At 64.9% G+C, this 22,484-nt stretch carries 23 protein-coding genes; 13 read left to right on the top strand and 10 right to left on the bottom strand.

All coding sequences use genetic code 11. From position 1 onward, the window contains the following. Positions 1–54: 54 nt before the first annotated feature. The 3 genes from ACFSGJ_RS13715 to ACFSGJ_RS13705 form a co-directional block, all read right to left on the bottom strand. A complete protein-coding gene (locus ACFSGJ_RS13715) occupies positions 55–1,818 on the bottom strand; it encodes a polysaccharide biosynthesis protein (RefSeq protein WP_390262862.1) in 1,764 nt (587 codons plus the stop codon). Between the two features lie 203 nt (positions 1,819–2,021). Beyond that, the gene (locus ACFSGJ_RS13710; protein WP_390262859.1) at positions 2,022–2,810 is read right to left on the bottom strand and encodes an exodeoxyribonuclease III; all 789 of its coding nucleotides are present in this window, start codon (positions 2,808–2,810) and stop codon (positions 2,022–2,024) included. Between the two features lie 79 nt (positions 2,811–2,889). Then, complete coding sequence (locus ACFSGJ_RS13705; protein ID WP_390262856.1) at positions 2,890–3,576, bottom strand: response regulator transcription factor; 687 nt, start codon at positions 3,574–3,576, stop codon at positions 2,890–2,892. Between the two features lie 167 nt (positions 3,577–3,743). On the opposite strand from ACFSGJ_RS13705, the gene ribA reads away from it, so the two are divergent. Further along, positions 3,744–4,835 carry a GTP cyclohydrolase II gene (gene ribA, locus ACFSGJ_RS13700; protein WP_390262854.1) on the top strand — a complete coding sequence of 364 codons (1,092 nt, stop codon included), beginning with the start codon at positions 3,744–3,746 and terminating at the stop codon, positions 4,833–4,835. Then, a complete protein-coding gene (locus ACFSGJ_RS13695) occupies positions 4,832–5,332 on the top strand; it encodes a L,D-transpeptidase family protein (RefSeq protein WP_390262853.1) in 501 nt (166 codons plus the stop codon). Before ribA ends, ACFSGJ_RS13695 begins: the two co-directional genes overlap by 4 nt. Here ACFSGJ_RS13695 and ACFSGJ_RS13690 read toward each other — a convergent pair. Continuing rightward, positions 5,329–5,976, bottom strand: a complete 648-nt coding sequence (locus ACFSGJ_RS13690) for a YggS family pyridoxal phosphate-dependent enzyme (protein WP_390262851.1) — start codon at positions 5,974–5,976, stop codon at positions 5,329–5,331. The genes ACFSGJ_RS13695 and ACFSGJ_RS13690 overlap by 4 nt on opposite strands. A gap of 104 nt (positions 5,977–6,080) precedes the next feature. Beyond that, the gene (locus ACFSGJ_RS13685) at positions 6,081–7,085 is read right to left on the bottom strand and encodes a porin (RefSeq protein WP_390262848.1); all 1,005 of its coding nucleotides are present in this window, start codon (positions 7,083–7,085) and stop codon (positions 6,081–6,083) included. Positions 7,086–7,426: 341 nt separating this feature from the next. Here ACFSGJ_RS13685 and ACFSGJ_RS13680 point away from each other — a divergent pair, with 341 nt between their 5' ends. From ACFSGJ_RS13680 to ACFSGJ_RS13660, 5 genes are all read left to right on the top strand, one after another. Beyond that, positions 7,427–7,930, top strand: a complete 504-nt coding sequence (locus tag ACFSGJ_RS13680) for a DUF3576 domain-containing protein (protein WP_390262845.1) — start codon at positions 7,427–7,429, stop codon at positions 7,928–7,930. Positions 7,931–8,003: 73 nt separating this feature from the next. Further along, complete coding sequence (gene leuS, locus ACFSGJ_RS13675) at positions 8,004–10,550, top strand: leucine--tRNA ligase (protein ID WP_390262843.1); 2,547 nt, start codon at positions 8,004–8,006, stop codon at positions 10,548–10,550. Continuing rightward, the gene (gene lptE, locus ACFSGJ_RS13670; RefSeq protein ID WP_390262840.1) at positions 10,537–11,013 is read left to right on the top strand and encodes an LPS assembly lipoprotein LptE; all 477 of its coding nucleotides are present in this window, start codon (positions 10,537–10,539) and stop codon (positions 11,011–11,013) included. The genes leuS and lptE overlap by 14 nt, the downstream gene beginning before the upstream one ends. Beyond that, positions 11,010–12,032 (top strand): DNA polymerase III subunit delta, encoded by a 1,023-nt coding sequence (holA, locus tag ACFSGJ_RS13665; RefSeq protein WP_390262837.1) that lies wholly within the window; start codon positions 11,010–11,012, stop codon positions 12,030–12,032. Before lptE ends, holA begins: the two co-directional genes overlap by 4 nt. A gap of 54 nt (positions 12,033–12,086) precedes the next feature. Next, entirely contained in the window at positions 12,087–13,085 is a 999-nt protein-coding gene (locus tag ACFSGJ_RS13660) for an LLM class flavin-dependent oxidoreductase (RefSeq protein ID WP_390262835.1), read from the top strand. On the opposite strand, the gene ACFSGJ_RS13655 is transcribed toward ACFSGJ_RS13660, so the two are convergent. Further along, positions 13,057–14,229, bottom strand: a complete 1,173-nt coding sequence (locus ACFSGJ_RS13655; RefSeq protein ID WP_390262832.1) for a TIGR03862 family flavoprotein — start codon at positions 14,227–14,229, stop codon at positions 13,057–13,059. The two genes, ACFSGJ_RS13660 and ACFSGJ_RS13655, sit on opposite strands and share 29 nt — an antisense overlap. A gap of 38 nt (positions 14,230–14,267) precedes the next feature. On the opposite strand from ACFSGJ_RS13655, the gene ACFSGJ_RS13650 reads away from it, so the two are divergent. Then, positions 14,268–14,579, top strand: a complete 312-nt coding sequence (locus ACFSGJ_RS13650) for an HNH endonuclease (RefSeq protein WP_390263121.1) — start codon at positions 14,268–14,270, stop codon at positions 14,577–14,579. A gap of 21 nt (positions 14,580–14,600) precedes the next feature. On the opposite strand, the gene ACFSGJ_RS13645 is transcribed toward ACFSGJ_RS13650, so the two are convergent. Next, positions 14,601–15,596: an asparaginase gene (locus tag ACFSGJ_RS13645; RefSeq protein WP_390262829.1), complete on the bottom strand. Its 996-nt coding sequence runs from the start codon at positions 15,594–15,596 to the stop codon at positions 14,601–14,603. Between the two features lie 175 nt (positions 15,597–15,771). On the opposite strand from ACFSGJ_RS13645, the gene ACFSGJ_RS13640 reads away from it, so the two are divergent. Beyond that, positions 15,772–16,299, top strand: a complete 528-nt coding sequence (locus tag ACFSGJ_RS13640; RefSeq protein WP_390262826.1) for an invasion associated locus B family protein — start codon at positions 15,772–15,774, stop codon at positions 16,297–16,299. 137 nt (positions 16,300–16,436) lie between these two features. Further along, positions 16,437–17,639 carry a dual-specificity RNA methyltransferase RlmN gene (gene rlmN / locus ACFSGJ_RS13635; protein ID WP_390262823.1) on the top strand — a complete coding sequence of 401 codons (1,203 nt, stop codon included), beginning with the start codon at positions 16,437–16,439 and terminating at the stop codon, positions 17,637–17,639. Here rlmN and ACFSGJ_RS13630 read toward each other — a convergent pair. Beyond that, on the bottom strand, positions 17,636–18,388 hold the full coding sequence (locus tag ACFSGJ_RS13630) for a winged helix-turn-helix domain-containing protein (RefSeq protein ID WP_390262820.1): 753 nt from the start codon (positions 18,386–18,388) through the stop codon (positions 17,636–17,638). The genes rlmN and ACFSGJ_RS13630 overlap by 4 nt on opposite strands. Next, complete coding sequence (locus ACFSGJ_RS13625) at positions 18,312–18,605, bottom strand: hypothetical protein (RefSeq protein WP_390262817.1); 294 nt, start codon at positions 18,603–18,605, stop codon at positions 18,312–18,314. The genes ACFSGJ_RS13630 and ACFSGJ_RS13625 overlap by 77 nt, the downstream gene beginning before the upstream one ends. A gap of 192 nt (positions 18,606–18,797) precedes the next feature. Between ACFSGJ_RS13625 and ACFSGJ_RS13620 the strand changes: the two genes are divergently transcribed. The 3 genes from ACFSGJ_RS13620 to ACFSGJ_RS13610 all read left to right on the top strand — a co-directional run bounded on the left by ACFSGJ_RS13620 (position 18,798) and on the right by ACFSGJ_RS13610 (position 21,226). After that, positions 18,798–19,232 (top strand): hypothetical protein, encoded by a 435-nt coding sequence (locus ACFSGJ_RS13620; RefSeq protein WP_390262814.1) that lies wholly within the window; start codon positions 18,798–18,800, stop codon positions 19,230–19,232. 150 nt (positions 19,233–19,382) lie between these two features. Further along, positions 19,383–20,006 (top strand): ribonuclease HII, encoded by a 624-nt coding sequence (locus tag ACFSGJ_RS13615; RefSeq protein ID WP_390263119.1) that lies wholly within the window; start codon positions 19,383–19,385, stop codon positions 20,004–20,006. Between the two features lie 98 nt (positions 20,007–20,104). Next, positions 20,105–21,226 carry a site-specific DNA-methyltransferase gene (locus ACFSGJ_RS13610; protein ID WP_390262811.1) on the top strand — a complete coding sequence of 374 codons (1,122 nt, stop codon included), beginning with the start codon at positions 20,105–20,107 and terminating at the stop codon, positions 21,224–21,226. A gap of 80 nt (positions 21,227–21,306) precedes the next feature. Here ACFSGJ_RS13610 and ACFSGJ_RS13605 read toward each other — a convergent pair whose 3' ends face one another. Then, on the bottom strand, positions 21,307–22,452 hold the full coding sequence (locus ACFSGJ_RS13605; RefSeq protein WP_390262808.1) for an alkane 1-monooxygenase: 1,146 nt from the start codon (positions 22,450–22,452) through the stop codon (positions 21,307–21,309). Positions 22,453–22,484: the final 32 nt, after the last annotated feature.

Below are 22,484 nucleotides of genomic sequence, written 5' to 3'. Positions count from 1 at the left end.
CCCGTTTGTCGCGTTTGTAGGACCCCCGCGAAAGCGGAACAAGCCTTCACAACATCACAGCGCGGATTTGAGGGAAACTGGTGCCTGGGGGATGCAGGGTTGCAACGCCGCGCTGCCGGCATTGTAGCCGGGAACCCAGCGCGACACAAACTCCCTCGCGGCCACGGGATCGCCTTCTGCAACGATATCGCGCAAGGCACGCAGCGCAGCGGCAGTCTCCAGCTGCGAAAGCGCGTCCTCTTTGGCCCGCAGGATCCTGGGGTTGGACGTTGGCACGAGACAGTCAGAAGATGCGAGGCTTTCGTGAAGCTTTTCGCCTGGCCGCAGGCCAGTATAGCGGATTTCGATATCCCCCTCACCCTGCCGCCCCTCGAAGGGACGATAGCCGGCGGCCCGTACCATTTCATTCGCAAGATCGGCGATGCGCCGTGGCGCGCCCATATCGAGCACGAATATCGCCGCGTCCCCGGCGCTTGCGAGACCGCCAGCCTCCAGCACAAGATGGACTGCTTCGCCAACCGACATAAAGTAGCGGGTCACCTCCGGATGTGTAACGGTCACCGGCCCACCTTCGGCGATCTGCTTGCGAAAGAGCGGTACTACCGATCCGGACGAACCCAGGACATTGCCGAACCGGACAATCGCAAAGGCTGTATTCGCGCTCCTGCGGGCAAGATCCTGCACGATCAGCTCCGCCAGACGCTTCGACGCCCCCATGATACTTGCAGGACTTACCGCCTTGTCGGTGGAAATCAGGGTGAACCGCCTTACGCCGCATTTGACAGCGACCTCACCCAACACCCGGGTGCCGAGACTGTTGTTCGCCAGCCCGCTGACCGGGTCATTCTCAATCATCGGAACATGCTTGTAGGCGGCTGCGTGAAAAACCTCTGACACACTGTTCTCACGCAGCGCGCGCGCCACGAGAGCGGCATCAAGGATCGAGGCGAGAACCGGCACGAGCGTCACGCCTTCGGCTTCGGCCCGAGGGGAAAGTTCCCGCATCAGGGAATATAACGCGATCTCACTGCGTTCGAGCAGGACGAGCCTGCGCACCGACATCGCAAGAAGCTGGCGGCAAAGCTCGCTTCCGATGCTGCCGCCAGCCCCTGTCACCATGACGGAAAGCCCCTTGAGCTCCGCCCCGGCGGTCAAGGGCACCCCGGCACGCCCCAGAAACCGGTCGATGCTGCCGGTCTCCTGCCCCTCCTCTGTCATCAGGTCGGAAAGCGAAGGGCAAACGACCACACGCGTGCCCATGCCACGCAGGTCGGTGACGATCCTTCGCTGGCGGGCAGCCGGCGCAGAAGGTATTGCAAGCAGTACTTTCGCGGTCTGTCCCTTGCGGACGATCTCGGCCAGATCCTGCGGTGGCAGGACGGTCAGGCCCGCAATATCTGTTCCCCACAGAGATTTGTCGTCATCGACAAAGGCAACGGGACGAATCCGGCGATGCAGACGCAACGCAGAGGCAATCTGCATCCCCGTCTGTCCCGCGCCATAAATGACGACGCGCTGAACCGGATGCACGACACGCCCCACCTGTAGCAATATACGCAAGAGCCCGACGCGCAGCCCGACATGGCCAAGAAAGAACGCCATCATCCACAGGATCGCGTCGATCGGAGCCATCAGAAAAAGCGCTGCAACCCCGAGGCCCGCGGCAAGCCAGAATCCCCGGCAGGCATTCTCAAGATCATAGCCCACAAGCTTTATGCGGTGCAGCCCCAGAAGCAGCGCCCCCGCGCCGGCAAGAACCGAAAGGATGAAGGCGAGCCACGGCCCACCGCCCCCGGCGAGCACAAGAAACGCCGCCATTCCAACGTCACATGCCAGGAAAAACCGCCGCTTCGCCCGGCGGCTGGCACCAGCCACCGCAGCATGCAGGGCCGCCGCTATTCTATGATGCGCCTGATCCCGATGCGCCATTCCGCCATCCTCGCCCGCCCCTGAACACAGGGCCGGACCAGAATGCGCACCGCGCACTTAACCGGCGGTGAACGCGAGCCGGAAAAATGGGCTCAGAGATCGAAACTCGCGAAAACCGGGGCATGGTCCGAGGGCTGATCCCAGCCGCGGACCGGGCGCAGGATGCGGCTTGAATGGCCCGCATTCGCGATATCCTGTGTGGCCCAGATGTGGTCCAGCCGCCGCCCCTTGTCGGCGGCATCCCAATCGGCGGCGCGATAGGACCACCAGCTGTAAAGCTGCCCCGATGGGATATCCTGCCGGGTAATGTCGACCCAGTTCCCCGAGTCCTGAACATCGGCGAGATGTTCCACCTCGACCGGCGTATGGCTCACGATCTTGAGGAGTTGCTTGTGGCTCCAGACGTCATCTTCGCGCGGCGCAATATTCAGATCGCCAACCAGGATCGCCTTTTCCGGCCGCTCGGCGTGGAACCAGTCGCGCATACCCGTCAGATAGTCGAGCTTTTGCCCGAACTTGACGTTAAGTTCCCGGTCCGGAATGTCGCCCCCCGCCGGGACGTAAAAGTTGTGAATCGTCACCCCGTTTTCCAGTCGCGCCGCGACATGGCGCGCATGACCCAAGGTCGCAAAATCCTGTTCCCCCACATCCTGAATGGGCAAACGGGACAGGATCGCGACGCCATTATACCCCTTCTGCCCTCGCGCCACGACGTGCAGATAGCCGAGCGCGTGAAAAATCTCCAAGGGCAGCTTTTCGATCGGGCACTTGCATTCCTGCAGGCAGAGAACGTCAGGCGCTTCCTCTCGCAAAAGACGTTCCACCAGACTCGCTCGCAAGCGGACCGAGTTGATGTTCCATGTGGCGACGGTAAAGGGCATGGGGGCGGCTCCGGTTTCTGCCGCCCCCTTTTATCTGTCCGGAGCGAATGTGCAAACCCGCTCGGCTCTCTCCTCCGGCTCAGGAGACGAGCCGGTAGCCTCCGCTCTCGGTTACAAGAAGGCGCGCGTTGGACGGATCGGGCTCGATCTTTTGCCGCAGGCGGTAGATGTGGGTTTCCAGCGTATGGGTGGTCACGCCGGCGTTGTAGCCCCACACCTCATGCAACAGTACGTCGCGCGGCACCACACCATCGGATGCGCGATACAGAAACTTGAGGATGTTGGTTTCCTTCTCCGTCAGACGAATCTTCCGGTCCTTCTCATCGATGAGTATCTTCATGGCCGGCTTGAAGGTGTAAGGGCCAAGCTGGAATACAGCATCCTCTGATTGCTCATGGGTTCGCAGTTGCGCCCGGATCCGCGCCAGAAGAACGGGAAACTTGAACGGCTTGGTCACATAGTCATTCGCGCCCGCATCAAGGCCCAGGATCGTGTCGCTGTCGCTGTCATGCCCGGTCAACATCACGATGGGGCATTTGACGCCCTGTTTCCGCATCCGGCGACACAGTTCGCGCCCGTCCGTATCGGGTAGCCCTACATCAAGGATGGCAAGGTCGAAATGCGCCGCCTTTACCTTCTCCATCGCCTCGGCCCCGGTCCCGGCCTCGAACACGTCGAAATCCTCGGTCATCACGAGTTGTTCGCTGAGCGCCTCGCGCAGGTCGTCTTCGTCATCGACCAGCAGAATTTTCTTGAGGTTGGCCATCAAGTCCCCTCCTATTTCAATAATTCTTGAGCCTGAGATGCGGTTCCATGGCGCTTCCGGCAAGCAAACGACATATTCCTCACGTGGACGTGTCCGCCGGGCGCCATATGTTTCAATTCGTTGCGGCAAAGGCTATCTGAAAGACAACCAGGTCCGGAACCACGACGATGACGCTTCATCTCAGCCCTGCCGAACAACTCAACCGTGCCCGCGCCGATTTGCGCATGGGTGTGCCCGTTGTGCTGACCGGAGAGGGGCAGTCGGCGCTTGCCATAGCGGCCGAAGCGCTGAGCCGGGAGCGTCTGGCGCAGCTTCGCGTCATGGGCGGGAGGGCGACCCTGGCCATCACCTCCCACCGCGCGGCGACGCTGAAGGCGCGCGCCTATGATGGCGATGTCGCGCGCATCCTGATCCCGCAGGACGCCTCGCTCGGCTGGATACGTGATGTCGCCGACCCGGCCAATGATCTGGCACGTCCACTGCTGGGGCCCTTCAGTTCCCTGCGCGGGGACTCGGCGGCGCTGGACCGGGCGGCGATCCGGCTGGTGAAATCGGCGCAACTCTTGCCGGCGGCGGTCATGCTCCGCGTGGCGCAGGGCCTTTCGATGGCGACCGAGAACGGCCTCACGTTGTTGCGGCTGCAAGATCTCGCCGATCAGGAGGCCGAGGCCCACCGCCTGACGCCCGTGGTGAGCGCGCGCCTTCCGATGGCGGCGTCCGAGGCAGGGCGTGTCCACATCTTTCGTCCCGATGACGGCGGGGTGGAGCATTACGCCATCGAGATCGGTCAACCGCCGCGGGATCAGCCCGTTCTGGCGCGGCTTCATTCCGCCTGCTTCACCGGCGATGTGCTGGGCAGCCTGAAATGCGATTGCGGGCCGCAGCTTCGGGCGGCGCTGGCGCAGATGGGGGCCTTGGGGGCTGGCGTTCTGCTTTATCTCAACCAGGAGGGGCGCGGGATCGGCCTTGCGAACAAGATGCGGGCCTATTCCTTGCAGGATCAGGGGTTCGATACGGTCGAGGCCAACCACCGCCTCGGCTTTGAGGATGACGAACGGGACTTTCGCATCGGCGCCGGCATCCTGCGCCGGATGGGCTTCGGCAAGGTGCGGCTGCTGACCAACAACCCCGCCAAGATGCGGATGCTGACCGCGAACGGGTTGGAGGTGACGGAACGCGTGCCCCTCCGCGTGGGTGAAACTGCGCATAATGCCCAGTACCTTGCCACCAAGGCTGCCAAGTCAGGACATCTGTTGTGAAACCGGCCGACCTGATCGTGACGCAATGGGGTTGCCGGTTTCATGGGCGGACCCTGCCCTGTTCCATCGGGCGCAGTGGCATCACTGATGACAAGCAAGAGGGCGACGGCGCCACCCCCCGCGGGACGATGCGGATCGTCGGAATGCTCTGGCGCGCCGACCGCCTGCCGCCCGGCGTGGTGCCGCCATGGGCCCGGGCGATCGGCCCGGGCGATTTGTGGTCGGATGATGTCGCGGACCCGGCCTATAACCACCTCGTCCGGGCGCCCCATCCGTTTTCCCACGAACGGCTGCGACGGGCGGACCCGATGTATGATATCGTCCTGCTGACCGACTGGAACTGGCCGGATTCCACACCGGGGCGGGGTTCGGCGATCTTTCTGCATCAATGGCGTCGCCCGCGCCTGGGAACGGCGGGTTGCGTGGCGTTTTCACGCCGCGACCTCTTGTGGCTCGCGGGGCGGGTACAGCGGGGAACACGGGTGATCCTGCGCTAGTTGCGGGCGCCAAAGATGGCCGAGCCGACGCGGATATGGGTCGCGCCCTCTGCAACGGCTGGTTCGAAATCGTCGCTCATCCCCATCGAAAGACCGCTGAGGCCGTTCGAGTCCGCCATGCTGCGCAACAGGGCGAAATGGCGGCGCGGATCATCGGCCACCGGAGGAATGCACATCAACCCGACCACCGGCAGGTCGAGCGTCCGGCAGTCCCGGACGAACGCATCGAGATCGGCAGGGGCGATCCCCGCCTTTTGCGGCTCTTGCCCCGTGTTCACCTGGACAAAGAGGTCCGGGCAATGACCGCGTTCCTGCGCGAGCCGCGCAAGCGCCTGCGCGAGCCGGGGCCGGTCGAGCGAATGGATAGCGGCAAAGAGCTCCATCGCCTGACGCGCCTTGTTGGTCTGCAAGGGGCCGATCAGGTGCACCCTGGCATCGGGAAAACGCGACTGAAAACCGGGCCATTTGCCGGCGGCCTCTTGCACGCGGTTTTCACCGAACAGGCGATGGCCTTGATCGAGTACGGCCTCGACCCGCGCGTCGGGCTGCATCTTGGAAACGGCGATCAGTCGGACGGCCCCCTCGGGGCGGCCCGCCGCCCGTTCCGCCGCCCGCACGCGATCCTGAATTTCCGCCAGTGCCATCACCTGCCCCCATTTATCCGATGGGCCGCAGAAAGCCACAGGGACCGGAAAAAGAAAAGAGCGGGCCAAGGCCCGCTCTCTCTGTCCGATATGATCCGCAGGGATCAGAAGCGGAACGCGATGCCGAAGTCGCCGTAGGTGTCCGGAGCGTTCAAAGCCGAACCGTATTCCACGTCACGGTGACCGATGCCGCCGACGAGCGATGCGCCGCCGCCGAGGTCATAGCGAGCGCCGATACCGTAGTAACGGTTCGACAGGGTGTTCACGGGGAACTCCTGACGGGTTTCGCGAGCGAAGGCCGTTACGGTGACCAGATCGAAGGTTGCCGAACCCGAGAGGCCGTACTCTTCGTAGTCGTAGGTGTTCACGCCGCCGGCAACGTTGCGTGCGCCGTTGACGTAGATCGCCTTCAGGCCGAAGTCGCCGAAGGTTGCCTCACCACCGAGAACCCACTGGTCCTGGGTGTCAGCGGTCGTTGCGACGCCGCCGGCCACCGTCGTCACTTCCGACGATTCATAAGCAACGCCGACTTTGAAGTCGCCGCTTGCCCATGCAACCGCTACCGAGTAGTCCTGCGAACCTTCGTCGGTTGCCGGGTTCTCGACGCGGCCACCAGCGTTGTTGCCGTCGCTTGCCGATGCGTAGAAGCTGAAGTCACCGAAGGTGTAGGAGTAGAGAACGGTCGGGTTCCACGCACCGTTGATCCCTGCGCCGTCGCCGGTCAGGTAGTCAACTTCGTTGTAGAACGCCAGGCCGGTCAGACCCACTTCGTAGAGATCACCGACAGCTGCTTCGGCAGCGCCAGCCGGTGCGCCCATTGCCAGACGGCCGAAGTCGCCAGCGATGAAGACGGTGCCGCGGGTACCGGTCGAAGCCTGACGCGCGCCGGACTGCGCACCTTCGTCGTTGACGCGGAACGATGCGCCAAAGGTCAGGCCGCCGTCGGTTTCGCCCGACATGTTGAACTGAAGACGTGCACGGCTGGTGAAGCCCCAGTCGTCGCCATCATAGAGAACGCCCATGCGTGCGTCACCGGCCAAGCGCACTTCTGCAGCGGCGGCGCCAGCGGTCATGACCAGGGCGGTCGTCGCAAAAAGGATCTTTTTCATCGTTTTCCCTCGTTGTCTTTAGGGTGCGGCCCAACTCAGGGGAATCCGAATTGGGTACTGCGTCTATTTCCCGCCATGGCGCCATCAAAGCAAGTTGAACCCTGAACCGGGCAGGAAAGTCATGGCGGATGATGCAGCAAAGTCACACCGGCTTTTCCCCGCCGAAGGGCCACGCCTGCCGGCACAAGCCGCAGCAGAAGTCACTGCAGAAACCCTTGCTGCGGCGTTGCCCGGACGGGTGGGGGAAAAGGCGCTTGTTTGGGTGCCGCCGCTCGGCTAGACAACCGTGACGCCACCCGCAACGCGGGCGGCAGCGCATTTCGCCAGCGGACGGGGGACTGATGAGCGCTGAAACCATCATGCGGGCCACGACAGTTCGGGCAGCAGCCGTTGGGACATTGCTGCTGCTGGCAGCCTGCGGGAACAACGCAAACCAGAACACGACGCCGATCCCGCTTCAGGGCGGGGACGTTCTGGTGACGGACCCGCGCGCCCCGCGCGAGGCCGGGATTTTCGACCTTTTCAACAGCCCCGACACGAACACGACGCTGCGGGTGAACCGTTACATCTGGAACGCGTCACTCGATGTGCTGAACTTCCTGCCGATCGAGTCCGTCGATCCGTTTTCGGGCGTGATCGTCACCGGGTATGGCGTGCCGCCCGGCGGGGGACGTGCCTATCGTGCGACCGTCTATGTGCAGGACCCGGCACTCGACGCGCGCTCGCTCAAGGTCGCGCTGCAGACGCAGGGCGGCGGGGCGGTCAGCCGGGAAACGGTGCGCGCGGTCGAGGATGCGATCCTGACGCGGGCACGGCAATTGCGGATTCAGGACGGCAGGCTCTAGACCCAGCCGCCAGTGAAAGCTACTACCGACGCCGGGCCATCGCGCCCGGCGTCTGACGATCAGGAACCACGACATGCAGCGTTACGACCCCCGCACCCTTGAACCGAAGTGGCAGAAAGCATGGGATGACGCGCAGGTCTTTGCGGCCCGTCGCGACCCGGCCAAGCCGAAGTATTACGTGCTGGAGATGTTCCCCTACCCTTCGGGGCGTATCCATATGGGGCATGTGCGCAACTACACGATGGGCGATGTCGTGGCGCGGCAAAAGCTGGCCGCGGGCTATTCGGTGCTGCACCCGATGGGCTGGGACGCCTTCGGGATGCCGGCCGAGAATGCTGCGATGGAACGGGGCGGTCACCCGAAGGACTGGACCTACGGCAACATCGCCGACATGCGCGCGCAGATGAAGCCCCTGGGTCTGTCGATCGACTGGAGCCGCGAATTCGCCACCTGCGATCCGGAATATTACGGCCAGCAGCAGGCGATGTTCATCGACATGCTGGAGGCGGGGCTCGTCTATCGCAAGAACGCCGTGGTGAACTGGGACCCGGTGGACATGACGGTTCTGGCCAACGAACAGGTGATCGACGGCAAGGGCTGGCGGTCGGGTGCCGTGGTGGAACGGCGGGAACTGACGCAATGGTTCTTCCGCATCTCGGATTACTCGGCCGAGCTGCTCGATGCGCTGGACGGGCTGAAGGACTGGCCCGAAAAGGTCCGCCTGATGCAGAAGAACTGGATTGGCCAGTCGCGCGGGTTGCAGTTCGCCTTTTCGACCGTGGATGCGCCTGAGGGATTTGAGCGGCTGGATGTCTACACGACCCGCCCCGACACGCTGATGGGGGCGAGCTTTGCGGCCATTTCCCCCGATCACCCGCTGGCAAAACACCTGGAACGCCATGATCCGGGCGTGGCCGCCTTCGTCGCCGAGTGCCGCAAGATCGGCACGAGCGAGGAGGCGCTGGAAAAGGCCGAGAAGCGCGGCCTGGACACGGGCATCCGCGTCCGCCACCCGTTCGACAACGCCTGGGAACTGCCGGTCTATATCGCGAACTTCATCCTGATGGATTACGGCACCGGCGCGATCTTCGGCTGCCCCGCCCATGACCAGCGCGACCTGGACTTCGCGCGGAAATACGGCCTGCCGGTGCTCGACGTGTTCGAACCTGCGGAAGGCGGCGCGCCGGTCGCGGATGAGGCCTTTGTGCCGCTGAAGTCCGAACCCGTCCGCTATATCCGCGGTTTTGCCGGCGACGAGGTTCAGACCGGCGAGGCTGCGGTCGAGGCCGCCATCGCGTTCTGCGAGGCGAACGGCGTGGGACACGGCGTCACCAACTACCGCCTGCGGGACTGGGGCATTTCCCGCCAGCGCTACTGGGGCTGCCCGATCCCGGTCGTGCATTGCGACAGCTGCGGGGTGGTGCCCGAGCGGAAGGAGAACCTGCCCGTCCGCCTGCCCGATGACGTGACCTTTGACATCCCGGGCAACCCGCTCGACCGCCACCCGACCTGGCGCGACTGTGCCTGCCCGAAATGCGGCGCGCCAGCGCGGCGGGAAACCGACACGATGGACACCTTCGTGGACAGCAGCTGGTATTATGCCCGCTTCACCAGCCCCCATGCGGCGACGCCCACCGACGCGGCCGAGGCCGACTACTGGATGAATGTCGACCAGTATATCGGCGGCGTGGAACATGCGATCCTGCACCTGCTCTATTCCCGCTTCTTCGCGCGGGCGATGGCCAGGACGGGGCACCTGCCGCAAAAGGCGATCGAGCCGTTCAATGCGCTGTTCACGCAAGGGATGGTGACGCATGAAATCTACATGACCCGGGACGAGTCGGGCCGGCCGGTCTATCACCTCCCCGAGGATGTGGAGGGCGGCAAGCTAAAGGCGACGGGCGAGGCAGTGGAGATCATCCCCTCGGCCAAGATGTCCAAGTCCAAGAAGAACGTCGTCGATCCGGTCAACATCATCGAGGCCTTCGGGGCCGATACCGCGCGCTGGTTCGTGCTGTCCGACAGCCCACCCGAACGGGACGTGGAATGGACATCCGCCGGGGCCGAGGCTGCGGCCAAGCACCTCGGGCGCGTCTGGCGGATCGCAGCGGAAATCGCGGAAAGCGATGATGCCCCGAACGATCAGGACGCGGCGCTGGAAAAGGCCACCCACAAGGCCATCCATGAGGTAACGCAGGGAATCGAGGGCTTTGCCTTCAACAAGGCCGTTGCCAAGCTTTACGAACTCACCAACACGATCCAGAAATCGGCAGCCGGCACTGCCGCGCGCCGCGACGCCATGCGCATCCTTGCCCAGCTTTCGGCCCCGATGGTTCCGCATCTGGCCGAGGACATCTGGTCGATGCTGGGGGGCGAGGGGCTCGTCGCGCAAGCGCTCTGGCCCAAGGCCGATCCGGCGCTACTGGTCGACGATACCGTGATCCTGCCGATCCAGATCAACGGCAAGCGCCGGGCCGAGATCGAGGTGCCGCGCGACATGCCGCAGGCCGAGATCGAGGCGCTCGCGCTGGCCGAGGAAACCGTGGCGCGGATGCTCGACGGCAAACCGCCAAGAAAGCTCATCGTCGTGCCGGGGCGCATCGTCAATGTCGTGGTCTGACCGGCGCAGCCTTCTGCTTGGCCTGATGGCCTTGGCCGGCTGCGGCTTTCAGCCGGCGCTTGGCCCCGGCGCACCGGCGCGCGGGCTGATGAACGCGGTTCTGGTGGATGCGCCGGGCGACAAGGACGCCTATGATCTGGTCGAGCGTCTGGAAGAGCGTCTGGGACGCAGCCAAACTCCGGCCTACCGGCTGTCCTATCGGATCTCGACCGGGCAAACCGGGCTCGGCATCACGCCCGAGGGGGCGACGACGCGCTACAATCTGGACGGCAGCGTCACCTACACGCTGGAGGATATCGCGTCGGGCACCCAGATCGCAGCGGGCCGGGTCGAAAGCTTTACCTCATGGTCAGCCACGGGCAGCACGCTCTCGACGCTCGGAGCGGAACAGGATGCGCGGCGGCGCCTGATGCATATCCTTGCGGATCAGATCGTGACACGGCTGATCGCCGGGCGGTCATGAAACTCGCCGGCGCCGAGGCTGTCCGCTATTTCGCAAGGCCCGATCCCGGGCGCCCGGGGCTGCTGATCTACGGCGCGGATGCGATGCGGGTCGCCCTGCGCCGGCAAGAGGTGATCGCCGCGCTGATCGGCCCCGAAGGCGAGGCCGAGATGCGGCTGACGCGGATGACCGGCGCCGACCTGCGCAAGGACCCGACGCTTTTGCCGGACGCCGTCCGCGCGCAGGGTTTTTTTCCCGGCCCGCGCGTGGCTTTTCTTGAGGATGCGTCAGACAGCGTCGCCGATCCGGTTGCCACAGCACTTGGCGAATGGCGCGAAGGCGACGCGCAGATCGTCGTCACGGCAGGATCGCTGACCGCGAAATCCCCGCTCCGAAAGCTGTTCGAGGCGCATCCCCGCGCCCATGCCATCGGTATCTATGACGATCCGCCGGGACGGGAAGAAATCGAGGCGACGCTTGCCAAGGCCAGTCTGCAGCGGATCGAGCCGCAGGCGATGGCCGATATCCAGGCGCTCGCTCGCAGCCTCGATCCGGGCGATTTCCGGCAGACGATCGAAAAGCTCGCGCTTTACAAGTGGCAGGATGAGGCGCCCGTCACGCCGGATGACATTGCCGCCTGCGCGCCTTCGACCATTGAGGCGGGAATGGACGATATCCTGCATATCGCTGCCGAGGGCCGGCTGCAGGAGGTCGGCCCGGTGATGCGGCGGCTGGAGGGGCAAGGCGTGCAGCCTGTCACGCTCTGCATCGCGGCGGCGCGACATTTCCGGGCGCTTCACGCGGCGGCTTCGGACCCTGCCGGGCCGGGACAGGGCATCGGCCGCCTGCGTCCGCCGGTCTTTGGGCCCCGGCGCGACCGGATGCTGCGTCAGGCACAGGGTTGGGGTATGATCAAGCTGGAACAGGCGCTGACGCTTCTGCATGACACGGACCTTGCGCTGCGGTCTTCGCAACGGGCGCCCGCGATGGCGCTGGTCGAACGGGCGATGATCCGGCTTGCCAATCTCGCACGGCGCTGAGGGTTTCACTTCGCCCCGCGATGCCTAGATAGAGGCAAAGCAAAGGACGCGACCATGATCCCCTTTTCCCTACTCGATCTCGCCCCGGTGCCCGAGGGCAGCACCGTGACCGAGGCGCTGGCCAATGTGACCGATCTTGCCCGTCATGCCGAGCGTCTCGGCTATCACCGGTTCTGGATGGCGGAACACCACAACATGACCGGCATCGCGAGCGCGGCGACAGCGGTCATGATCGGCCATGTCGCCGGCGCGACCCGCACGATCCGGGTGGGCGCAGGCGGGATCATGCTGCCCAACCACTCGCCGCTGATGGTGGCGGAACAGTTCGGTACGCTCGCGACGCTATACCCCGGCCGCATTGATCTGGGGCTGGGCCGCGCCCCCGGAACCGACGGGGCCACCGCGCAGGCCCTTCGGCGCAACCGCAACCCCGAGGATCATTTCCCGAACGATGTCGTCGAACTGATGACCTATCTGGGCGATGCCGAACCCAACGCGCCGATCCGCGCCGTCCCGGGCACGGGGACACATGTGCCTGTGTGGATCCTCGGCTCCAGCCTCTTCGGGGCGCAACTGGCGGCCTATCTGGGTCTGCCTTACGCCTTTGCCTCGCATTTCGCACCCGCGGCCCTGCCCGAGGCGGTCGAGGCCTATCGTGGCGGTTTCCGCCCCTCGGCACATCTGGACCGGCCGCGCTTCATGCTTGCGGTGAACGTCTTTGCGGCCGACACGGATGCCGAGGGCACCTACCTTCGCAGCTCGATGATCCAGGCCTTCGCTAACCTGCGCACCGGGCAGCCCGGCCCCCTGCCCCGGCCTGTCGAGAATGTAGAGGAAATACTGCCCCCGCATATCCTGCCCGGCGTGCGTCACGCGCTCGCCGTCTCGGCGGTCGGCAGCGCCGCTACGGTCCGGCAGCAGTTGCAGGGCTTCCTGGATGCCTACCAGCCGGATGAAGTCATCCTGACCGGGCAGATCCACGACCATGCGGCGCGGAAACGGTCCTTTGCGATCGCGGCCGAGGTCATGTCGGACCTTCGCGCAGCCGCCTGAGCGCGGCCCGCCCCGCATGGCGCCCTGTCGCAAGGCAAGCCGTCAACAGATAGCCGCCCGTCGGCGCTTCCCAGTCCAGCATCTCGCCACAGGCAAAGATGCCGGGGAGCGCGCGGAGCTCCAGCGCCGGCGTCAGGGCAGACCGGCGGATGCCGCCGGCGGTCGAGATCGCCTCATCCATCGGGCGCGGGCCGGCATGGCGCAGGGGCAGGCGCTTGAGCAGCCGGGCCAGCGCCTGCCCCTGCGGCAGCGGGCGACCAAATTCCTGCAACAGCGCCAGCTTGACCCCGTCGAGCCCCAACTTCCGCCGGAGGTGGTTGGTGATGCTCTGGCTCGACTTTCCGGCAATCCGCCGGGCGATCTCTGGCTCCGGCAGGTCGGGCAGCAGATCGAGGTGCAGCACGGCGCCGTCGCGCATCTGCCGGGCAAGCGCATAGATCCCGCCGCCTTCAACACCCCGGGCCGAGACGACGAATTCGCCCCGGTGGCGCCTGTCGCCCGCTGAAAGCGCGACGCCCTTGACCGGGGCGCCGAACCAGCGCGCCATATGTGGCGACCAGTCCACGACAAAGCCCATATTGGCGGGGGCAAAGGGCGCGACCTCTACCCCCTTTTCCGTCAGCCACTGCACCCAGGCGCCATCCGAGCCGAGCCGCGCCCAGCTTGCCCCGCCAAGCGCCAGCACCGTGACCGCCGGCCGCAGCGACGCTGCATCGCCCTCAAATCGAAGGGCGTCCCCGTCAAACCCCGTCCAGCGCCACCCTGTGCGCAGTGTGACACCTTGGCCATCGAGCCGCCGCAACCAGGCCCGCAGCAGCGGCGACGCCTTCATCGCCACCGGAAAGACACGCCCGGAAGAGCCGGTAAAGACCTCCTGCCCCAGCGACCGCGCCCAGTCCTGAACCCCGGCTGGATCAAGGTCGGCGATCATCGGGCGCAGCCAGTCGGCGGCCTCTTCGTAATGCGCCAGAAAGCCCTCGAACGCCTCGGCCTTGGTGAGGTTGAGGCCCGACTTCCCGGCCATCAGGAACTTCCGTGCGGGGCTCGGCTTGGCCTCGGCCACCGTCACCGACACACCGCCCGCCGAAAGCACGTCAGCCGCCATGAGCCCCGCCGGCCCCGCCCCGATCACAAGCGCGTCCATCCTTGTCCTTTCCCGCAGGGCCCCCGATCTTGTCCACCATGACGCCGCATGATCCGCCAGTCTGCCCGCTTTGCCATCGTCCGATCCCGCCGGACGTGCCGCAAAGCCTGCATCATCTCGTCCCCCGGCTCAAAGGCGGCAAGGGCGGCCCGACCGCCCTTTTGCATCACATCTGCCACAAGGAAATCCACGCGAGCCTTACCGAGGCCGAACTGGCGCGCGACTACAGCACGTTCGAGGCCCTGCGCGCGCATCCAAGGCTTGCGCGGTTCATCGACTGGGTGGCGCGGCGCCCGCCGGGTTTCATCTCGCGCACGCCCGGTGGGCATCGACGTCCGGGCCGGCGCTGAGGGCAGGCCAGAGTCAGGGCCTCAGGCGAAGCCCTCGGCCTTGCGAAAGATCCCCACCTCGCGCCCGCGCCAGTTCCGCTGCACCGCGTCCAGCCGTTTCAGCGTCGCGGGATGGTTCGGATCGAGCACACCTTCCCGCACCAGCAGAGCGCAGATCGCGGCCTCGGCCCCACGGGTGCCGCCATCCACGATCTTGAGCGCGATCCCGCGCCTTTTTTCCGGCAGGATCGCCACGAAGACCGCCTCGGCGCCGGTCTTGATCGCGACCTTGCCGCCCATCGCCCGCATGAGCTCGGTGCAGGCGCGCCCCTCACCGGCCACAAGCTCGGGCCGGGCGGCCATGGCCCGGGTCAACCGGGCCGCCGCGCGGTTGCGGGTGTCGCCGTCAGGATTGGCCGCCGCGAAAAAGGCCATCGACCGCGCCAGCCCCGCGACCGAGGTGGCAAAGTTCGGCGCCGAGCAGCCGTCGATTCCGTGACCGGGGCTTTGCTCGCCCGTCACCTCTTCGAACGCCGCCTTGACCGCCTGCTGAACGGGATGGTCAAGCTCGACATATTCCGGCCCCGCGCCCATATGCTGCGCCAGCGTCAGAAAGCCGCAATGCTTGCCCGAACAGTTGTTGTGGACCTGACAGGCGCCCTCCTCGGCGCGGATCAGCCGGTCACGTTCCGCCCTGTCCGAGGGTTCCTGCACGCCGCAGCGCAGGTCCGCGTCACCGAGGCCGAGGTCGGCAAGCCAACGGCGTGCCATGTCGGTATGGATCGCCGCGCCCTGATGACTGGCGCAGGCAAAGGCAAGCTGTGCCTCGCTCAGGCCCGCGGCGTCGGCCGCACCGCTTTCCAGCAGCGGAAGGGCCTGCAACATCTTGCACGACGACCGCGGAAAGATCACCGCCTGCGGATCGCCCCAGGCGTCGATGATCGCGCCCTTTTCGTCGCAGATGACCGCGTGGCCCAGATGCCTGCTTTCCAGCATCCCGCCGCGCCAGAGTTCGGCCATTGGAACGGGTTCGGTCATCTTTCACCTCTCACAGCTGCGCGATTTCCTGCCCACGGGGGTTTCATCGCAGGGGTTTTTTGCGGTATGGAAGGCTTATCGAGTTGAAAAATCCGCCGCCAGAGGAAAAGGTCGCCCGGGAAACCCCTGTCGGCCATGACAGGCGGAAAAGCGATAATCCGGGGGCTGTGAAACAATGACATCTTGGGTAGTGCGGGGGATCGGCGCAGGTCTCATGACGCTGATGGCGTCTGCGGCGATGGCGCAGCAATCCACGAACCGCGTCGCGTCCAACACGGACTGGAGCGTTTTCGTAGAAGAGTCGCCAAGGGAATGCTGGGGCGTGTCCAGCCCCAAACAGGTGCGCAACACCCGCAACGGCCAGCCGGCGGATGTGCGGCGCGGGGACATCCTTCTCTTTGTGACGTTCCGGCCCGGCGCAGGCGCCCGGGGTGAAGTGTCGTTCACCGGCGGCTATCCCTTTGCCGACGGATCGAATGTCGAGGTGCGGATCGGGTCCGAAACCTATCAGCTGTTCACCGATGGCGACTGGGCCTGGCCCGCGAATGCCGAGGATGACGCGCGCATCCTTGCCGCGATGCGCCGCGGGTCCGAGGCTGTGCTGACCGCCCGTTCGGCGCGGGGAACGCAGACGCAGGATACATTCTCGCTCATGGGCTTTACCGCCGCCATGACCGAGGCCGAGAACCGCTGCGCAGGCTGAGCGGTTGTGAAATTTTCCGGCGCGCCCCGGCCTGTCCGGGGCGTTCTGCATTTTCCGAAACCCGCGTGAAGGCGGGAATCTGTTTCTTTGCCGCAACGTTTCCTATATAGACACGCATCCCTTTGACGGAGACGACCATGACCAGCCAAGGCGCCTCGGCCCCGATCACGCAGGACGTGCTCACCATTCCCCGGAAACTGCCGGAGGAGGGGCGGATCAACCTTGTCGGTCTGACGCGCGATGCGATGCGAGAGGCGCTGGTATCGGCGGGCACCCCGGAAAAGCAGGCAAAGATGCGGGTCGGCCAGATCTGGCAATGGATCTATCACTGGGGGGTGCGCGACTTTGGCGCGATGACGAACCTCGCCAAGGATTATCGCGCCATGCTGGCCGAGAAGTTCACCGTGACGATCCCCGAGATCGTCAGCCGCCAGATCAGCAGCGACGGCACCCGCAAATATCTGGTCCGGATTGCTGGCGGGCATGAGGTCGAAACCGTCTATATCCCCGAGGAAGGGCGCGGCACGCTTTGCATTTCCAGCCAGGTCGGCTGCACGCTGACCTGCAGCTTTTGCCATACCGGAACGCAGAAACTGGTGCGCAACCTCACGGCGGGCGAGATCGTCGGGCAGATCCTGCTGGCGCGGGACGATCTGGGCGAATGGCCGCAGCAGGGCGCGCCCAAGGACGAAACGCGGCTGATTTCCAACATCGTCCTGATGGGCATGGGAGAACCGCTTTACAACTTCGAGAATGTGCGGGACGCGATGCGCATCGCGATGGATGGCGAAGGTATCTCGCTGTCCCGGCGGCGCATTACCCTGTCGACCAGCGGCGTCGTGCCCGAGATCGCCAAGACGGCTGAGGAAATCGGCTGCCTTCTGGCGGTGTCGTTCCACGCGACCACGGACGCCGTGCGCGACAAGCTGGTGCCGATCAACAAGAAATGGAATATCGAGACGCTGTTGAACGCACTGCGCGATTATCCGCGGCTCTCGAATTCCGAGCGTATCACCTTTGAATATGTGATGCTGAAGGACGTCAACGACTCGGACGCCGATGCGCGGCGGCTGGTGCAGCTGATTTCGGGTATCCCCGCCAAGATCAACCTGATCCCCTTCAACGAATGGCCCGGGTCCGCCTATCAACGATCCGACGAAAAGCGCATACGTGCCTTTGCCGACATCATCTACAAGGCCGGTTATGCCAGCCCGATCCGGACACCGCGGGGCGAGGATATCATGGCCGCCTGCGGTCAGCTCAAATCCGCGACCGAGCGGGAGCGTAAAAGCCGTGCCCAGATCGCGGCTGAACTGGCCGCCGAGGCCAGCGCGGGCTAGACCATCCGGATCACGTCCTTGTCGATCGACAGCATGTAGCCCTGACGGGCATTGTTGCGCACCAGAAGCTCGCTGACCATCTGGTTCCCGAGGCTGTCGCGAAGGCGCTTGATCCGGGTGGCACCTGCGGCCTCGTCGCAATCGGCCGCGTTCCGGCCCGAGATCATCGCCTCGATCTGCGCGCCGGACAGAACCTCATCATCCATCCGCGCCTCGGCCAACACCGCCAGCGTCTCGATCGCGGCGGGCGTCAGGCGAAAATCCATATGGTTGAGCGACACGAGATTCTCTGCCCGCGAAATGACGAGCGAGGACACCTCGATCCCCGATTGCTTGATCTGCGACATCCGACGGTTCAGCGCGACGATCATCACCAGAAAGACCAGCGCCGCCCCGAGAAGAGCGGTGGAAAATACCAGCAGCACGAAGATGACCATGCGGTAAGAGGCAAGGACCTCTGAAAAGGACGTGGCGGATTCGGCGAGGATCTCCAGCAGCCGGATTTCGGTCATGCCGGTCAGCGCGTCGTTTTCCACAAAGATGCGCTCGACCTTCTGGTTGAAGGCGTTGGCGCTTGGCAGATTGAGAAACAAGAGCGCTGCCGCCCCTGCAAGGATCGCCACGACCGCAGTGATCCCGAGCGTGACGACGCGATGTCCCGCCCGCAGTGCTTCAGTAGCGGAGATAGAACTGTCCCGCACTCGCTCTCCTCTCGTCCAAGCCTTCGGGGCCGAAAATGGACATGACATTGAGCAGCGTCCAGCCATCCCGTCCAATTCGGCCGGATATTGCCTGCGCTGCCGCCTGTGCGCCGGAACACGCCTGATCCGGCAGCTCGATCACGCCATAGTGCAGACGGAGCGGATTATCCCGCTTGGCCTTGTAATCGGCATAGCAGGCCGCCTCGGCCATGCCGGCGGACAGAACGAGCAGCGCCACAAGGGCAAGAATGCGGTGCGGTTTCATGCCCCGACACTGGGGCCGAAGGGACCGATAATCAATAACAAAGCAGGTTTTCGCCGCCGGTTATCCGATAACAGCCTGCCGATATTGCCTGTCGGGCAGGCCAGCGCCCAGCCTCATCCCATCAGCCGCCGGGCGCTGTCCGGCAGATCAGCGACATGCCCGGCAGGCGCCGGCAGCACAGAGGATGAGTTCATGGCATTCCTTTCCAAAGTCACCGCACTGGCCACCGCAGCCGCGATCGCCTTTTCCGCAGCCGTCGTGCAGCCGGCGCAGGCCGCGACCAATCAGGACCTGCAGCGCCTTCTTTACGGGGCGGCGGGGATCGCGGCGCTGGGTCTCATCCTGAACGAGGGGCGCCGCAATCAGGCGCAGGCGGCCCCTTCGCGCCCCTCTCACCCCCATCGCGGCCAGACCTATCTGCCGGCGCGCTGCGCCAGCGACGAACGCACCCGCAACGGGTGGGAGACCTTCTACGATTCCAACTGCCTCCGCCGTGAGGGGGTCCGAAATCTGCCGGGACGCTGCGAAGTCCGTGTCGTCAGCCCGCGTGACCGTGGGCGCGATATGTACAGCGGCGCCTGCCTGCAACAGGCAGGCTACCAGCCCGAGCGGCGCGGCCGGCGCTGAGCCGGAAAGACCGCGCCCGGGCCGGGCAGCAACCGGCGGGGCAGTGGGGCGGGGGCCGAGGCACCCCCGCCCCTTTTTTCGCCTACCCCGTCTTGGCCGCCTCTTTTTCGGCGCGTCGCCCCGCGCTAAAGAGGGCCCATGATGACCTTGATGAGCCTTCCCCACGACCAGAGCTTCGAGAGCCTTGCGGCCGCCCAGGGCTATCTGCGCGTCGCGGGCGTCGATGAGGTGGGTCGCGGTCCGCTCGCCGGTCCCGTCACGGCGGCAGCGGTTCGCCTGCGGGCGGGCCGGATACCCGCAGGTCTGCGCGATTCAAAGGCCCTGACCCCCGCGCGCCGAGAGGCGCTCTGCGCCGAGATCATGGAGGCGGCCGAGGTCTCAGTCGCCCATGCGAGCGTCGAGGAAATAGACCAGCTCAACATCCTGCGGGCCAGCCATCTGGCGATGTGCCGCGCCTTGGCGGGGCTGCCGGATATCGACTTTGCCCTGATCGACGGCAACCGCCTGCCCGAGGGGCTGACATGCGCCGGGCAGGCGATCGTCAAGGGCGATGCGCTCTGCCTCTCGATTTCCGCAGCCTCGATCGTGGCCAAGGTCACGCGTGACCGGATCATGGTGGATTTGGCGCAACAGCATCCCGGCTATGGCTGGGAACGCAACGCAGGCTATGGCACACGCGAACATTGCGCCGCGCTTCAACATCTTGGGGTCAGCCCACACCATAGACGGTCCTTCGCGCCGGTCTACAACATCTTGTATCAAGTGAATTCATAAGCCGCTGATTCAAATAAAGAAATTGACGGCGATTCGCCGATGACTCATGTTATCCACAACAAACGACGCGAAACGCGCGGATAAACTGAGGCAGCAAGATGACCAGAACCAAGGCAGCAGGGGCGGCAACGCTTCCCCTGAACGAGATACTTGCAGGCGATTGCATCGAGGTAATGAACCGTCTGCCAGAGGCTTCGGTCGATCTCATCTTTGCCGATCCGCCTTACAACCTGCAACTGCGCGGCGATCTGCACCGCCCCGACAACTCGCGCGTCGATGCGGTGGACGATGCCTGGGACCAGTTCGCGAGCTTCGAGGCCTATGACCGCTTTACCCGCGACTGGCTGCGGGCGGCACGGCGCCTCTTGCGGCCGAACGGGGCGATCTGGGTGATCGGCAGCTATCACAATATTTTCCGGGTCGGTGCCGCGCTTCAGAACGAGGGTTTCTGGATTCTGAACGACGTGGTCTGGCGCAAGTCGAACCCGATGCCGAACTTTCGCGGCAAGCGCCTGACGAATGCCCATGAAACGCTGATCTGGGCGTCCAAGGCCGAGGCGAGCAAATACACCTTCAACTATGAGGCGCTGAAGGCGCTCAACGAAGGGGTGCAGATGCGGTCGGACTGGCACCTGCCGATCTGCACCGGGCATGAGCGGATCAAGGACGCCAACGGCGACAAGGCGCACCCGACGCAAAAGCCTGAAAGCCTGCTGCACCGGGTTCTGGTGTCCACGACCAATCCGGGCGATGTGGTGCTCGACCCGTTTTTCGGGACCGGAACGACCGGCGCCGTCGCCAAGATGCTGGGGCGCAATTTCGTGGGGATCGAGCGCGAGGAGACCTACCGTGAGGTCGCGGCGCGCCGGATCGAGCGGATCCGCCCCTATGACCGCACCGCGCTCGAGGTGACGGGGTCAAAACGCGCGGAACCGCGCATCCCCTTTGGTCAGCTGGTCGAACGCGGGATGCTGCGCCCGGGCGAGGTTCTGGTCTCGCCCAACGGCAAGAGCGCCAAGGTGCGGGCCGACGGAACGCTGGTCGGCAATGACGTCAAGGGCTCGATCCATCAGGTCGGCGCCGCGCTGGAAGGCGCCCCAAGCTGCAACGGCTGGACCTACTGGCATTTCCGGCGCGAGGGCAAGATGATCCCCATCGACCTTCTGCGCCAGCAGATCCGCGCGGAAATGTCGGCGGCCGAGGCGCCCCGCGCGAACTGACACATCCTTTGAATACCGCCAGCGCCCTGCCATCGCCGGGCGCCGCCTTGCCCCGCCGCATCACCTGTGGCGGGGTTTTTTCATACGTGACGCGGCAAGGGGTTGGTGCCCCGGTTATAGGGCTGCCAGTCTTCGATGTCGGGATAGTATTTCCGGCGCCACGCCCGCACCCTGGGGTTCATCACCCGGCGCCACAGCGGCGGGATCATCGCAAGCGTCGTCATCGCGGGATAGCCGAAGGGAAGTTGCGGCGCCTCCTCCTCGGAATAGGTCTGCAGCAGGGGAAAACGCCGGTCGGGCTTGTAATGATGGTCGGAATGGCGTTGCAGGTTGATGAGCAGCCAGTTCGACGCCTTGTGCGCCGCGTTCCAGCTGTGCCGGGGCAGGACATGTTCATACTTGCCCTCACCCAGATGCCGGCGTGTCAGCCCGTAATGTTCGATGTAATTGGTCAGTTCCAGTTGCCAGACGGCCACGAAGGCCTGAAAGGCGAAAAGCCCGACGCCGGCCCATCCCCCCAGACCCGCTGCAAGGATCAGGCACCCGCCCTGCAGCGCCGCGTAACGCCAGAACGGGTTACGTCGGTGCCAGACGGGCAGCCCGCGCCGCGCGAGCATCTGCGCCTCGGCGCGCCAGGCCGAGGGCGGACAATCGCGCAGGACCCGGTAGAAATAGCGATGAAACCCCTCGTTGTAGCGGGCCGTCACCGGGTCGCGCGGCGTGCCGACATGCCGGTGATGCACCAGGAGATGTTCCGAGCGGAAGTGGCTGTAAAGCACCATCCCCAGCAGCAGGTCGCCCAACCAGCGTTCCACCCGGTTCTTCTGGTGCAGCAACTCATGGGCATAAACGATGCCGACGGTGCCCGAAATAACCCCCGCCCCGAACATGAGGACAAGCGTTTCCACAAGGCTCAGGTGATCGGTATGCGTGACCCACCAGATCAGGCCGAACACCGTCACGAACTGGATCGGAAACCATATCAGCGTGATGAGCCTGTACCAGAACAGGTCGGTTTCCGGGATCAGCGGGTCCGGGTTCCCCTCTTCCAGCCCGGTGATCGCATCGAGGATCGAGACCATCACCCAGCCATAAACCGGCAGCAGGATAACCGTCCAGCCGCCCTGCACCGCCCCAAGCACGGCCAGCGGGATCATCCCGAGCGACAGCCAGAACGGCAGGGCGTTCTTCAGCCTCCGGATATCCTTTGCGTCAGCGGTTGCCATGCGCACCTCCTGGCCATCGGGGGCAGTTTAGC

The sequence above is a fragment of the Halodurantibacterium flavum genome (assembly GCF_042681825.1).
Classification (GTDB): Bacteria; Pseudomonadota; Alphaproteobacteria; order Rhodobacterales; family Rhodobacteraceae; genus Halodurantibacterium; species Halodurantibacterium flavum.
This window is presented reverse-complemented; position numbering and strand designations above follow the sequence as displayed.

Coding starts and splice junctions, on each gene's coding strand:
- ACFSGJ_RS13715 (WP_390262862.1), bottom strand. CDS start 1,818: ATGGCGGCGTTTCTTGTGCTCGCCGGGGGCGGTGGGCCGTGGCTCGCC.
- ACFSGJ_RS13710 (WP_390262859.1), bottom strand. CDS start 2,810: ATGCCCTTTACCGTCGCCACATGGAACATCAACTCGGTCCGCTTGCGA.
- ACFSGJ_RS13705 (WP_390262856.1), bottom strand. CDS start 3,576: ATGGCCAACCTCAAGAAAATTCTGCTGGTCGATGACGAAGACGACCTG.
- ribA (WP_390262854.1), top strand. CDS start 3,744: ATGACGCTTCATCTCAGCCCTGCCGAACAACTCAACCGTGCCCGCGCC.
- ACFSGJ_RS13690 (WP_390262851.1), bottom strand. CDS start 5,976: ATGGCACTGGCGGAAATTCAGGATCGCGTGCGGGCGGCGGAACGGGCG.
- ACFSGJ_RS13685 (WP_390262848.1), bottom strand. CDS start 7,085: ATGAAAAAGATCCTTTTTGCGACGACCGCCCTGGTCATGACCGCTGGC.
- ACFSGJ_RS13680 (WP_390262845.1), top strand. CDS start 7,427: ATGAGCGCTGAAACCATCATGCGGGCCACGACAGTTCGGGCAGCAGCC.
- leuS (WP_390262843.1), top strand. CDS start 8,004: ATGCAGCGTTACGACCCCCGCACCCTTGAACCGAAGTGGCAGAAAGCA.
- lptE (WP_390262840.1), top strand. CDS start 10,537: ATGTCGTGGTCTGACCGGCGCAGCCTTCTGCTTGGCCTGATGGCCTTG.
- holA (WP_390262837.1), top strand. CDS start 11,010: ATGAAACTCGCCGGCGCCGAGGCTGTCCGCTATTTCGCAAGGCCCGAT.
- ACFSGJ_RS13660 (WP_390262835.1), top strand. CDS start 12,087: ATGATCCCCTTTTCCCTACTCGATCTCGCCCCGGTGCCCGAGGGCAGC.
- ACFSGJ_RS13655 (WP_390262832.1), bottom strand. CDS start 14,229: ATGGACGCGCTTGTGATCGGGGCGGGGCCGGCGGGGCTCATGGCGGCT.
- ACFSGJ_RS13650 (WP_390263121.1), top strand. CDS start 14,268: ATGACGCCGCATGATCCGCCAGTCTGCCCGCTTTGCCATCGTCCGATC.
- ACFSGJ_RS13645 (WP_390262829.1), bottom strand. CDS start 15,596: ATGACCGAACCCGTTCCAATGGCCGAACTCTGGCGCGGCGGGATGCTG.
- ACFSGJ_RS13640 (WP_390262826.1), top strand. CDS start 15,772: ATGACATCTTGGGTAGTGCGGGGGATCGGCGCAGGTCTCATGACGCTG.
- rlmN (WP_390262823.1), top strand. CDS start 16,437: ATGACCAGCCAAGGCGCCTCGGCCCCGATCACGCAGGACGTGCTCACC.
- ACFSGJ_RS13630 (WP_390262820.1), bottom strand. CDS start 18,388: ATGTCATGTCCATTTTCGGCCCCGAAGGCTTGGACGAGAGGAGAGCGA.
- ACFSGJ_RS13625 (WP_390262817.1), bottom strand. CDS start 18,605: ATGAAACCGCACCGCATTCTTGCCCTTGTGGCGCTGCTCGTTCTGTCC.
- ACFSGJ_RS13620 (WP_390262814.1), top strand. CDS start 18,798: ATGGCATTCCTTTCCAAAGTCACCGCACTGGCCACCGCAGCCGCGATC.
- ACFSGJ_RS13615 (WP_390263119.1), top strand. CDS start 19,383: ATGAGCCTTCCCCACGACCAGAGCTTCGAGAGCCTTGCGGCCGCCCAG.
- ACFSGJ_RS13610 (WP_390262811.1), top strand. CDS start 20,105: ATGACCAGAACCAAGGCAGCAGGGGCGGCAACGCTTCCCCTGAACGAG.
- ACFSGJ_RS13605 (WP_390262808.1), bottom strand. CDS start 22,452: ATGGCAACCGCTGACGCAAAGGATATCCGGAGGCTGAAGAACGCCCTG.